Annotated in this window: 14 protein-coding genes and 1 tRNA gene; 4 read left to right on the top strand and 11 right to left on the bottom strand. The window is 46.3% G+C overall.

The genetic code is table 11. The features are described from left to right. Positions 1 to 30: 30 nt before the first annotated feature. Positions 31 to 522, bottom strand: a complete 492-nt coding sequence (locus tag IC571_RS00160) for a cytochrome c5 family protein (protein WP_215316649.1) — start codon at positions 520 to 522, stop codon at positions 31 to 33. Between the two features lie 104 nt (positions 523 to 626). Between IC571_RS00160 and IC571_RS00155 the strand changes: the two genes are divergently transcribed. The 3 genes from IC571_RS00155 to IC571_RS00145 all read left to right on the top strand — a co-directional run bounded on the left by IC571_RS00155 (position 627) and on the right by IC571_RS00145 (position 2,151). Beyond that, positions 627 to 702 (top strand) — tRNA-Arg (locus tag IC571_RS00155). 190 nt (positions 703 to 892) lie between these two features. Further along, positions 893 to 1,927, top strand: a complete 1,035-nt coding sequence (locus IC571_RS00150) for a fatty acid desaturase (protein ID WP_215317761.1) — start codon at positions 893 to 895, stop codon at positions 1,925 to 1,927. A 41-nt stretch (positions 1,928 to 1,968) separates the two neighbouring features. Further along, positions 1,969 to 2,151, top strand: a complete 183-nt coding sequence (locus IC571_RS00145; protein WP_215316647.1) for a hypothetical protein — start codon at positions 1,969 to 1,971, stop codon at positions 2,149 to 2,151. Between the two features lie 33 nt (positions 2,152 to 2,184). On the opposite strand, the gene IC571_RS00140 is transcribed toward IC571_RS00145, so the two are convergent. Next, positions 2,185 to 2,829 (bottom strand): MBL fold metallo-hydrolase, encoded by a 645-nt coding sequence (locus tag IC571_RS00140; RefSeq protein WP_371742893.1) that lies wholly within the window; start codon positions 2,827 to 2,829, stop codon positions 2,185 to 2,187. An 81-nt stretch (positions 2,830 to 2,910) separates the two neighbouring features. On the opposite strand from IC571_RS00140, the gene gcvH reads away from it, so the two are divergent. Then, the gene (gene gcvH / locus IC571_RS00135; RefSeq protein ID WP_215316646.1) at positions 2,911 to 3,303 is read left to right on the top strand and encodes a glycine cleavage system protein GcvH; all 393 of its coding nucleotides are present in this window, start codon (positions 2,911 to 2,913) and stop codon (positions 3,301 to 3,303) included. Between the two features lie 9 nt (positions 3,304 to 3,312). Here gcvH and priA read toward each other — a convergent pair whose 3' ends face one another. From priA to atpE, 9 genes are all read right to left on the bottom strand, one after another. Next, positions 3,313 to 5,448, bottom strand: coding sequence for a primosomal protein N' (gene priA / locus IC571_RS00130; RefSeq protein WP_215316644.1), 2,136 nt, complete (start codon positions 5,446 to 5,448; stop codon positions 3,313 to 3,315). A 269-nt stretch (positions 5,449 to 5,717) separates the two neighbouring features. Further along, positions 5,718 to 6,830, bottom strand: a complete 1,113-nt coding sequence (gene hemE / locus IC571_RS00125) for a uroporphyrinogen decarboxylase (RefSeq protein WP_215316642.1) — start codon at positions 6,828 to 6,830, stop codon at positions 5,718 to 5,720. 15 nt (positions 6,831 to 6,845) lie between these two features. Then, on the bottom strand, positions 6,846 to 7,262 hold the full coding sequence (locus IC571_RS00120) for a F0F1 ATP synthase subunit epsilon (RefSeq protein WP_215316641.1): 417 nt from the start codon (positions 7,260 to 7,262) through the stop codon (positions 6,846 to 6,848). Between the two features lie 21 nt (positions 7,263 to 7,283). Then, on the bottom strand, positions 7,284 to 8,684 hold the full coding sequence (gene atpD / locus IC571_RS00115; RefSeq protein ID WP_112202554.1) for a F0F1 ATP synthase subunit beta: 1,401 nt from the start codon (positions 8,682 to 8,684) through the stop codon (positions 7,284 to 7,286). Positions 8,685 to 8,738: 54 nt separating this feature from the next. Next, positions 8,739 to 9,608, bottom strand: coding sequence for a F0F1 ATP synthase subunit gamma (gene atpG, locus IC571_RS00110; protein WP_215316639.1), 870 nt, complete (start codon positions 9,606 to 9,608; stop codon positions 8,739 to 8,741). A 13-nt stretch (positions 9,609 to 9,621) separates the two neighbouring features. After that, on the bottom strand, positions 9,622 to 11,163 hold the full coding sequence (gene atpA, locus IC571_RS00105) for a F0F1 ATP synthase subunit alpha (RefSeq protein ID WP_215316637.1): 1,542 nt from the start codon (positions 11,161 to 11,163) through the stop codon (positions 9,622 to 9,624). A gap of 45 nt (positions 11,164 to 11,208) precedes the next feature. Further along, positions 11,209 to 11,745 (bottom strand): F0F1 ATP synthase subunit delta, encoded by a 537-nt coding sequence (locus IC571_RS00100; RefSeq protein ID WP_215316635.1) that lies wholly within the window; start codon positions 11,743 to 11,745, stop codon positions 11,209 to 11,211. 1 nt (position 11,746) lies between these two features. Then, the gene (locus IC571_RS00095; protein WP_215316633.1) at positions 11,747 to 12,217 is read right to left on the bottom strand and encodes a F0F1 ATP synthase subunit B; all 471 of its coding nucleotides are present in this window, start codon (positions 12,215 to 12,217) and stop codon (positions 11,747 to 11,749) included. Positions 12,218 to 12,280: 63 nt separating this feature from the next. After that, positions 12,281 to 12,547 carry a F0F1 ATP synthase subunit C gene (gene atpE / locus IC571_RS00090; RefSeq protein ID WP_114639407.1) on the bottom strand — a complete coding sequence of 89 codons (267 nt, stop codon included), beginning with the start codon at positions 12,545 to 12,547 and terminating at the stop codon, positions 12,281 to 12,283. Positions 12,548 to 12,557 lie beyond the last annotated feature (10 nt).

Genomic DNA, 12,557 nt, shown 5'->3' with positions numbered 1-12,557 from the left:
AAATACAGATCTAAGAAATTATTTCGTAAATTACTTAGCTGAAGGTGCTTTTGGTTCTGGCAATTTGCCGCCAGATGCATTGGCCATATAAACCACTGCGCGACCCAATTCGTAATCACTAACGTCGGCAGGGCTTGATCCGCCACGCGCTGGCATTGCGCCTTTACCTTTGAGGACGGAAGTCAACAATGAGTCATAGCCCTTTGCAATACGCGGGGCCCATGCACCTGCATCGCCAACTTTTGGAGCACCAGCAGCGCCAGTTGCATGGCATGAAGAGCAAACTGCTTTGTAAACCTGTTCGCCAGTTTGCAATTCTTTTGGGCCACTAGCGTCTTTGAAATTGAGTTGAGCAACTGGCTTAATCAGCTGTTCGGTCGTAGTTGTAGATTCGCCGCGCTTGCCATTGTTAACGAACACCATCAACAACAAAATAATGATCAAGGGTACAAAAAAGCTTGCGAACACCATGATGATGAGTTGTTTTGGGGACTTAATCAGATTTCCGTGCTCGTTGCTCATAAGAATTTATCGTTTGACGGGTTTTAGGGTTGTTTTGCGGTGATTATAACTAGAGAGTAGGGGTATAGGCACTTACAATAACGGGGTATCCAGTTTTTCCATGGGCGCCCGTAGCTCAGTGGATAGAGTATTGGCCTCCGAAGCCAAGGGTCGCAGGTTCGATTCCTGCCGGGCGCGCCAAAACACAAGGGGTTTTTGACCTATATCATGCGTAAAATCGTGAAAACCGCTAAAATTTGCGTCTAACTTATTGATTCTTATCGTGTCTACACATCTAAATTCAGCCCTTTCTGAGCCGTCCCTGACAAATCCCTTGCCGCCTGAGGCGCCATTGCCACATCGCAAAATAATTCGGAGCTGGCTGATCCCAATGGCACAAGGTGAAACAGCACGCGCAATTATGTTGCTGTTGATTGATTCATTCCTGTGGCTCGGCTGCATTGCTGGCACCGTGTTTGTTGAAAACATTTTGCTAAAAGTTATTTTTGGATTAATTGCTGGTTTTGTAACTGGCCGCATTTTTATCTTGGGACATGATGCATGTCATCAAAGCTTCACCCCTAATCGCGAGCTCAACAAAGTACTCGGACGCATTGCATTCTTGCCTTCACTCACGCCTTACAGCTTGTGGGACGTTGGTCACAATGTGGTGCATCATGGACAAACCAATTTAAAGGGCTTTGACTTTGTTTGGGCGCCTCTATCGAAAGAAGAGTTTGACGCCTTACCCTCATGGCGTAAGGCTCTAGAGCGCCTTTACCGAAGCGGCTGGGGTCCTGTTTTTTATTACCTGATTGAAATTTGGTGGAGACGTGAGTACTTCCCAAATGCAAAAAACAAACCTGGTGATCGTCCAATTTTTCTCAAAGATAATTCACTCGTAACTGCGTTTGCAATTATTTGGATTGGCTGTCTCATTGCTGGTGCGATCGCTACCAACCAATCAATTTGGGTTGGCCTTCTTACCGGTTTTGCGATTCCATTTTTGTTTTGGAACGGCATGATTGGTTTTGTGGTCTACGTTCACCATACCCACCCATCAGTGTCTTGGTATGACAAAAAATCCGAGTGGTTGCGTGCTCAACCGTTTGTTTCGACAACCGTTCACCTGACTTTTAGTTGGATTTGGGGCTCTTTGATGCACCACATCATGGAGCACACCGCCCATCACGTGGATATGAGCGTTCCCCTTTATCGCCTTCCAGAGGCCCAAAAAACCCTCGAAACCATCCTCCCAGAGCGCATTTTTATCCAAAAGTTCTCTTGGGCATGGTATTTCGACACCGCGCGCAAGTGCAAACTTTACGATTTCAAGAACAAGGCCTGGTTAGATTTTGAGGGGAATAAAACTGCTGACTCCGTTCGAGTGGTTCTATCCCCAGTGCCAGCGGGACAAAACGGGTAAAATAGCTCTTTGTATAAAGATTTGCCTTACCCGGATTGCCCATGACTACATCGACTCCAGCCGCCCAAGATTCTTCACAGAGCCTGAAATTTTGCTCTTCTTGCAGTCGCGAAAAGCGCCTTGAAGGTGGAACTTGGATTCCGACAAGTAATCGCAAGCAACGCTGGATTTGCGCTAGCTGCTTATACAACCGTACGCACCGCACTGGTTCAGCAAAAACCTAATAGTCCCAGTAGCACATGCAATCATCACGGTTGCTAAGCTTTGTCTCCCACGTAAGGATTCGTTTTACGCTCATTGCCAAACGTAGACATTGGCCCATGTCCTGGCACAAACTGCACATCATCGCCTAAAGGCCATAATTTTGTTTTAATTGCATGAATTAAGTCTGCATGGTTACCGCGCGGAAAATCTGTTCTGCCAATTGAATCTGCGAACAACACGTCGCCAACAATCGCCAGGCGATCTTCTTTGTCATAAAAAATCACGTGTCCCGGTGTATGTCCGGGGCAATGAAATACTTCAAGATCTACATTGCCGAATTGCACATGATCGCCATCATTAAGCCAGCGATTTGGCTCAAACACTTTGGCATGTCCAAATCCAAAGCGAACGGTTTGCTCGGGCAACTGATCAATCCAAAAACGCTCGTCCTCTTGTGGCCCCTCAATAGGCACCCCAAGCCGATCTGATAAGTCTTTAGCAGCAGCGCAATGATCGAGGTGACCATGCGTCAGCAAAATCTTTTTTACCTTCCCGCCCATTTGTTTTACGCCATCCAATATCTTTTCAATATCCCCTCCGGGGTCGACTACTGCGGCGTCACCCGTTTCCTGGCAAACCAAAATCGAGCAATTTTGTTCAAAGGGGGTAACGGGAACTATTCCTAATTTAATTGGCATATTTAGAGGCTAGATAATTTAATAATGGATGAGCCCCTAGTTTATGGGACTGCGCATAAAATGGATTGAAAGGATAGAACCATGAATACCGAAGATACATTTAAATTCGCGCAAACCCATGAGTGGGCCGATCTTGAAGATGATGGCTTGATATGGGTTGGCATTAGTAACCACGCCCAAGAGGCTTTGGGTGATGTCATGTTTTTTCAAGCGCCCAAGCTAGGTCAACAAGTTAAGCAAGGCGAAGCCATTGCAGTAATCGAATCTGTAAAAGCAGCGAGCGATATTCATGCGCCTGTTAGCGGTGAAATTGTTGCGCTAAATGAAACAGTGGATGCTAGCCCTGAATTAGTAAATCAAAATCCTTATGCAATTTGGTTGTTCAAAATCAAGCCAAGTGCTGAGGCTACTTTATCTACTGAGCTAAGTCAGCTCATGAGCCTTGATCAATACAACTCCACAGCAGGAGCCTAACAGGCTGCATTAAATCGTCAGGGGATCGCGCTCTATTAACCAACGAACCCGATCATCCTTGCTAATGCGCCCCTGAGACTGAGAACGCAAATCGCCATCAATCGCCTCTAAGATCATTTGTAGTCGCTTGCGATCATCAGACTCAATCAATAGTTGAGCCCGCTCAACACCCGCAACCCGCATCATACTTCTGGGAACTGGGTCATAAACCTTTAAACCCACACCTATCAAACCCTTATTTTGTAGTCGGCCCTTTAGCTTGCCTAAAAAACGCGTTGCTTTATCAAGGCTCCTGGCCTCCGCATGCACTAAAGCTTGATAGCAGAAAGGGGGTAACTTTGCCTCTTCTCTTTCAGCGGCCAAATGAGACAAAAACCCATCAACGTCATGCCTCAATAAATACTGATAAACCGCGGCTTCTGGAAACTGAGTTTCGATGTAAATATCGCCGCTATATTCACCATCTTTGTTGGCTCTTCCTGCGCGACCCGCAACCTGAACCAGTTGCGCAAATAATCTCTCGGGCGCCCGAAAATCTTGGGAGAACAATCGACCATCGGCATCCAATACAGCTACCAAACTGACGTGTTGGTAATCATGTCCTTTTGCAATCATTTGAGTGCCGACCACAATATCGACATTGCCCTCGTGGATTGCTTGAAAGAGCTCTTCAGCGCCTTTACTTTTGCGACTAGAGTCTGTGTCTACACGCAATACTCGCGCACTAGGCCACCACCCCTCAATCGCATCTTCCAATTTTTGGGTGCCTTGCCCTAGGGTTTTTAAATCAGCGTTGCCGCAATCAGGGCAATGCTTAGGAATACCTTTTACTAAACCGCAATGATGACAGCTTAAGACTGATTTTCCGCCTAAAGCACCAGCCTTATGCATCACCATGTAAGAACTACATTGATGACACTTCGATAACCATGAGCACGCACTACAATTAAGCACTGGTGCATAGCCCCTTCGATTAATCAGAACAAGACTTTGCTTTTTTTCATCCAAACTTTTTTGGATGGCGGCGATGACGGGCTTGCTTAAAGAAAAGTTTAGCCCTGGCTTCACTTTGTCGCCCGGGCTTAATTGGTTTTGTGGATCTCGCATATTAAGCAAGTGCACCTTTGGCAAAGCGGCACCCTGGGCTCGTTGATCAAGACGCAAGTGTTGATAACGACCTGCCTTAGCTGCTATCCAGGTTTCCAAGGAAGGCGTTGCGGAAGATAGCACTATGGGAATTTTTAAATCGTGTGCACGCCAGATTGCCAGATCTCTCGCCGAGTAACGTATGCCATCCTGCTGCTTATAGGATGGGTCATGCTCTTCATCAACCACGATGGCACACAAGTTTGGCAAAGGTGTTAAGGCTGCCAACCGGGTTCCCAAAATTATTTGTGCCTCGCCAGTAATTGCCTCATACCAAGCAGTGCCGCGCTTCTTTTCAGAGACGCCACTATGCAACACTGCCATTTTCTTTTCTGGGAAATATGCACGCACCCGCCGCTCTAGTTGGGGAGTTAAATTGATTTCCGGCACCAATATCAATGCTTGCGATTTGTTGTCGCTTAGAAGAGCGCGCAGCCAGTGCAAAAATACAGCTGTCTTGCCACTGCCTGTCTGACCCTGTAACAAAGCTGCATTAAATTTTTCTTGGGTACAAAAATTTTTTAATTGCTCCAAGGCCAAAAGCTGAACATCATTTAAGTCAGATTCAGAGACGTACCCCTCAGCCAGATTTTTCTCGACCTCTTTTTTCTTTGTTTTTTTAAGGTCGGCTGCCAGCAGGGAGGCTGATAATTTTCCCCAAGAAGCGGGCTTTTTCCACATCTGCGGAATCGCTGGAATGATGGTTTCGCCAAGCCCATGAATGTAATACTGGCTTGCAAAATTCATGAGTCGCAAAGCCGCCGGATCCATTGGGGGTAATGGCGCTAGATTGGTAACACTCCTTAATTTTTTTATTTCATATTCAGAGTGAGCGCTTACTTTAATTACCACACCAACCAAAGAAGACCTCCCAAATGGCACTTCAACCACATGGCCAATTTGCGGATCTACTTCTAGGCTAGCTTTATCCCATAAGTAGTCAAACCCCTGGGCTAGAGGCTTATCTACAACTACTTGAACTACAGTGGGAGAGGGCATGACGTACTTCGTTTTTTTCTATTTTGCTTGTGGATAAGTCTGTGGATATCATCCAAAAACTTTGATTTGTAAGCTAATTTACCAGCAAACCTGGAAAGCTTACTTTTCCATTAATTCATTCAAAAGCCCTTAATAATCAGTAGCTTATATTGATTTTCGAAGGCATCAGTTTATCTTTAAACGCAATCTCCCTGAATTTTCATTTTTACGCATTGCTGTGCATAACTTTTATGAAAAATCCTCCCAAGAAAGTTAGCAATTACTCAGTATTATTGCTTTGCCCTTAAAGCCCTGGAGTGTTGAATCACTGTTTTCGCCAAAATAGACACGCTTTCAGGCGGGGTGAATTGAGAAATCCCATGCCCCAGATTAAATACATGTCCATCCAAGGCATGCAACCCAGGCTTAAGGGCCGGGACGCTGGCTAAATCATCCAAAATTGCACAGACTTGTTTTGCGATTTGCTCTGGCTCTGAAAACAAAATAAGCGGGTCTAAATTGCCTTGCAAAGCTAAAGGCCTATTTAAGGCGAGCAACTGTTTGCGCGCACGACCAAGAGAAATAGTCCAATCTACCGCAATTACATCAGCACCAACTTGCGCCATATCGTCCAACCAAATAGCGCCGCCCTTGGTGAACATAATTACTGGAATTCTTCTACCTTCATGCTCTCTTGGCAACAAGGCAATGACTTTTTGCATGGAAGCCAAAGACATCTTTTGATACCAACCATCTGGAAGCATTCCGCCCCAGGTATCAAAAATCATCAGTGCTTGTGCACCTGCTTTGACTTGCTCAGTTAAGTATGCAGCCACTGATTGTGCATTGATATCTAAGATATGCTGCAACAAGTCTGGGCGACTAAACATCATTGTTTTAGCATGACGAAAATCGTCTGAACTGGAGCCATCAATCATGTAGCAAGCTAAGGTCCAAGGGCTTCCCGAGAAGCCGATCAAAGGTACACGCTGCTTACCATCTTGCATTAATGCTTTACGAATTTCTGAAACAGCATCAAACACATATTTGAGCTCGCCCATATCGGCAGCACGCAGCTTCTTAACAGCCGCTTCATCACGCAGAGGATGATCAAAGCTAGGGCCTTCGCCCGCGGTAAATTTCAAGCCTAATCCCATAGCATCGGGAATGGTCAAAATATCGGAAAACAAAATAGCCGCATCCAGTGGATAGCGATCTAAAGGCTGAAGCGTTACTTCAGTGGCATATGTTGGATTCTTTGCAAGGCCAAGAAAGCTTCCGGCTCTTGCGCGTGTGGCGTTGTACTCAGGAAGATATCGGCCAGCTTGGCGCATGAGCCAAAGCGGTGTTTGATCTACCGCTTCGCCTAGGCAAGCCTTTAAAAACCGGTCGTTTAACAGCAAGGAATGCCCGGTTTTTTATTTTTTACGACGGAAACGTGCAATTGCTGCCAGCTGTGCAGCAGCCATTGCAAACTCAGATTGAGCCAATGCCAAATCAAATTCTGTACCACGATTTTGCATCGCTTCTTCAGCACGTTTCTTAGCTTCTAATGCTTTTGCTTCATCCAGATCGTGGCCACGAATAGCAGTATCTGCCAATACGGTTACATGATCAGGCTGAACTTCTAAATAGCCACCTGCCACAAATACAAACTCTTCGTCGCCATCAGCTTTTTCAATGCGAACTGAACCCGGACGAATGCGTGTCATTAATGGAGTGTGGCCGCGCAAAATACCGAGCTCGCCACTTTCACCAGGAAGCGCTACAAACTTCGCTTCACCGCTGAAAATAGACTGCTCAGCACTTACTACATCGACGCGTATGGTTGACATAATTTCCCTAGATGAGTTCGATTAAAGCTTCTTCGCTTTCTCGATGGCTTCATCAATTGAACCCACCATGTAGAACGCTTGCTCAGGCAAGTGATCCAATTCACCACTTACGATCATCTTGAAACCACGAATAGTCTCTTTCAATGGAACGTATTTACCTGGTGAACCAGTGAACACCTCAGCAACGTGGAAAGGCTGGGACAAGAAACGTTGTATCTTACGAGCACGAGCCACAGCCAACTTATCTTCTGGAGACAATTCGTCCATACCCAAAATCGCAATAATGTCGCGCAATTCTTTGTAGCGCTGCAAAGTCATCTGTACTGAACGAGCCACTTCATAGTGCTCTTGACCAACCACTTGTGGATCAAGCTGACGGCTGGTTGAATCCAATGGGTCAACTGCTGGGTAGATACCCAAAGCAGCAATATCACGTGACAACACAACGGTGGAGTCTAAGTGCAAGAAGGTAGTTGCTGGTGACGGATCGGTCAAGTCATCCGCAGGAACGTAAACAGCCTGAATAGATGTCACAGAACCAGTCTTGGTAGAAGTAATACGCTCTTGCAATTTACCCATTTCTTCAGCCAATGTAGGTTGGTAACCCACAGCAGAAGGCATACGGCCTAGCAACGCAGAAACTTCGGTACCGGCCAAGGTATAACGGTAAATATTGTCAACGAAGAACAAAATGTCACGACCTTCGTCACGGAACGCTTCAGCCATAGTCAAACCAGTCAACGCAACGCGCAAACGGTTGCCAGGAGGTTCATTCATCTGACCAAACACCATCGCCACTTTGTCGATAACGTTAGATTCTTTCATCTCGTGGTAGAAGTCGTTACCCTCACGAGTACGCTCACCCACACCAGCAAACACAGACAAACCAGAGTGTTGCTTAGCAATGTTGTTAATCAATTCCATCATGTTTACGGTCTTACCAACACCCGCGCCACCGAACAAGCCGACCTTACCACCCTTAGCAAATGGGCAAACCAAGTCAATAACCTTAATACCAGTTTCCAAGAGGTCAACGGAAGGGGAGAGCTCATCGAATTTTGGAGCTGGCTGGTGAATCGCGCGACGCTCTTCAGTGGCAATCGGGCCCGCGTCATCAATTGGACGACCTAAAACGTCCATAATGCGGCCCAATGTTGCTGGACCAACAGGAACAGAAATTGGCTTACCGGTAGATTTCACTTCCATGCCACGACGCAAGCCATCGCTTGCACCCATGGCAATCGCGCGAACTACGCCATCACCGATTTGTTGCTGAACTTCAAAGGTCAAACCTTTTTCAGCAAATGATTTTTCGCCGCTTTCAACTAATGTCAACGCATCATAAATGTTTGGCATTTTGTCGCGTGGGAACTGAATGTCCACCACTGGACCGATACATTGCACGATATTTCCGTTACTCATCGCTTTCTCCGCTTTTAATTCCTGAATTCTTTCGTATTCCTAAATGCCGACCGCTTAAACCGCAGCCGCTCCACCAACAATTTCTGACAACTCCTTGGTAATAGCAGCTTGTCGTGTTTTGTTGTAATCCAATTGCAATTCGCCGATCACGTTCTTCGCGTTATCAGATGCAGCCTTCATGGAAACCATACGTGCAGACTGCTCGGACGCCATATTCTCAGCAACCGCTTGATAAATCATCGTTTCAACGTAACGCTTTAATAAGCCATTCAAAATGGACTCAGCATCGGGCTCATAAATGTAGTCCCAAGATGGTCCCGACTTATCTTCAGAGCTCAAAACAGCTGACTCTAAAGGTAAAAGCTTTTCTAGAACAGGCTCTTGTTTCATGGCATTCACGAAACGTGTGTATGCCAAATACACTGCATCAATCTCGCCCTTCTCAAACGCTTCTAATTGGGCAGCAATTGCGCCAATCAAAACATCCAAATGTGGCGTATCGCCAATTTGAATTGTTTGAGAAATGAGTTTTGCTTTTGAACGATTCAAAAATTGAAGGCCTTTTGAACCAATCGCGGTGTACTCAATTTCAACATTTTTTGCCTGCAAATCGCGCACTTGGTTAGCAATCAAACGCAGAACGTTGGTATTTAAACCACCGCACAGGCCTTTGTCTGTTGTAACCAGAATCGTGCCAACTTTCTTAACCTCTCGAGTTGCCATATAAGCAGGGCGATACTCGGGATTTGCTTTAGAAAGATTGGCTACCATTTCACGAATTTTTTCAGCGTATGGGCGCGCATTACGCATGCGCTCCTGGGCACGACGCATCTTGGATGCGGCGACCATTTCCATCGCTTTCGTGATCTTGCGCGTGTTTTGCACGCTCTTGATCTTGGATCGTATCTCTTTTGTGCCGGCCATGATTTACGCGTCCTTAGAAGGCTGCAGAACGCTTGTAGTCCTCAATCGCAGCGCGTAAAGCAGCTTCGTCTTCTTTGCTCAAATCTTTAGTCTCTTCAATGCGAGCAACTAAGTCAGCATATTTTGATTTCAAGTGATCTTGCAGGCCTTTTTCGAAAGCCAATACATCTTTCACTTCGAGATCATCAAAATAACCATTGTTTACTGCGTAGAGTGAAGCAGCCATTTCCCAAACCTGGAGTGGCTTGTACTGAGCTTGCTTGCACAATTCTGTAACACGGCGACCACGCTCGAGCTGCTTACGGGTTGCTTCATCAAGATCAGATGCGAACTGTGCAAACGCTGCCAATTCACGATACTGTGCCAAGTCAGTACGAATACCGCCGGACAATTTCTTAATCACTTTAGTTTGTGCTGCGCCACCAACGCGGGAAACAGAAATACCTGCGTTAATCGCAGGACGCACACCCGCGTTGAACAAGTCAGTTTCCAAGAAGATCTGACCGTCAGTAATCGAAATCACGTTTGTTGGAACGAATGCAGAAACGTCACCCGCTTGAGTTTCAATAATTGGCAATGCTGTCAATGAGCCAGTCTTACCTTTTACTGCGCCGTTAGTGAACTTCTCAACATACTCGGCATTTACACGAGCAGCGCGCTCGAGCAAGCGTGAGTGGAGATAAAACACGTCGCCAGGATAAGCTTCGCGGCCTGGTGGGCGGCGGAGCAACAAGGAGATTTGACGATAAGCAACTGCTTGCTTGGTCAAGTCATCGTAAACAATCAAAGCATCTTCACCGCGATCGCGGAAGTATTCACCCATTGTGCAACCTGCATATGCAGAGAGGTACTGCATCGCTGCAGACTCAGATGCACTTGCTGCCACAACTACGGTGTATTCCATCGCGCCCAATTCTGTGAGCTTGCGAACAACGTTAGCAATAGTAGAAGCTTTTTGACCGATCGCCACGTAAACGCAATAAACGCCTTTACCTTTTTGGTTAATGATCGCATCAACTGCAACCGCTGTTTTACCAGTTTGACGGTCGCCAATGATCAACTCACGCTGACCACGGCCAATTGGAACCATCGCATCAATCGCCTTCAAACCTGTTTGTACTGGCTGGCTAACGGATTGACGTGCGATAACGCCAGGAGCAACTTTTTCAATAAAGTCAGTTAACTTAGTATTGATTGGACCTTTGCCATCAATCGGTTGACCGAGTGCATTTACTACGCGACCAAGCAATTCTGGGCCAACAGGTACTTCCAAAATACGGCCGGTACATTTAACAGCGTCGCCTTCTTTAATGTGGGTGTACTCACCCAACACCACAGCACCAACAGAGTCACGCTCAAGGTTCAGCGCGAGGCCGATTGTGTTGTTAGGGAATTCCAACATTTCGCCTTGCATCACGCCAGACAAACCATGTACACGGCAAATACCGTCAGTCACTGAAATTACAGTGCCTTCATTGCGCACTTGGGAGTCAACGCCCAATTCGCTAATTCGGCTTTTGATCAGTTCGCTGATCTCGGAAGGATTGAGTTGCATTACTTACTCCTGGGTCTTATTTCGTATGTTCTTAATAGGGATAACTTATGCGCCAAGACTTGCTTGCATTTGAGCTAACTGTGCCTTGACAGAACTATCCATCACCTCGTCACCAACTTGAATGCGGACTCCGCCAATCAATGCTGGATCAACCTGAATAGTTGGGCGCAATTCTTTACCCCCAAAGCGCTTCTTCAAACTTGACAACAAATCATTTAGCGCAGAACCCTCTAAAGGGAATGCGCTGGTAATCATTACTTCTGCAGCACCCTCGCTCTTGTTCTTCATTGCCTCAAATTGATAGGCAATTTCTGGAACAGCTGCTAAGCGGTGGTTTTGGTTCACAAGATTTAAAAAGCTAGCGACCTTAGGATCAAGCTTAGTTTTCACCATGCCAGAAAGTAACTTGCTCAAATCATCAGCGGAAACTTTTGGATTGTTTGATAAAGCAGCAATTTCAGGCAAAGCAGCAAGCTGTGCCAACTCATTTAACTGCTCTAGGCAACCAGCGAGTTCCGCCGGCTTAGCGCTTTGAAAAAGCGCCTCAGCGTAAGGACGTGCAATAGTGGCTAAATCAGCCATATCAAAGTTCTGCCTTTAGTTGATCAAGCAATTGGCCATGCGCTTTTGCATCAACTTCACGACGCAAAATTTGCTCAGCACCTTTAACAGCAAGTAGGGCAACTTCAGCGCGCAACAATTCGCGCGCGCGTGTGACTTGTTGATCTGCATCTTGCTTTGCTTGAGAAATGATTCGAGCGGCTTCAGCTTGTGCGTTTACACGAATTTCTTCGGCAGACATTTGCGCACGTTTTTCTGCTTCAGCAACGCGTTGAACGCCTTCTTGGCGTGCTTTGTTTAATTCTTGCTCAGCTTCATTGCTTGCCAATGCTAGTGCTTCTTTGCCGCGCTCAGCAGCAGCTAAACCATCAGCAATTTTGCTTGAACGTTCATCTAGCGCCTTAACTAGTGGTGGCCACACGAAACGTGCAACAACCCACCATAAGACGAAGAAAACGATCATTTGCGCGAATAGGGTCGCGTTCAGATTCACGATATTCCTTTCAGTATTGTTGAGAACAGTTGGATGACCCTTTGGTCATCCATGCCAAAACAATTACTTAATAACAGCGAGCAGTGGGTTTGCGAAAGCAAACAACATTGCAACACCAACGCCGATCAAGAACGCAGCGTCGATCAAACCAGCCAAAAGGAACATCTTAGTTTGGAGCGGCTCCATCAATTCTGGTTGACGTGCGCAAGCTTCGATGTACTTGCCGCCCATCAATGCAATACCCAAACAAGCACCGATCGCGCCGAGGCCGATAATGATGCCAATACAAATCGCTGTGAAACCTTGAATGTTTGCGAGAAATTGTTGCATGTTGCTGACT

The sequence above is a fragment of the Polynucleobacter sp. MWH-UH2A genome, from assembly GCF_018687195.1.
Classification (GTDB): domain Bacteria; phylum Pseudomonadota; class Gammaproteobacteria; order Burkholderiales; family Burkholderiaceae; genus Polynucleobacter.
Note: the sequence above shows the minus strand (reverse complement) of the source record. Positions and strands in the feature narration are given on the sequence as shown.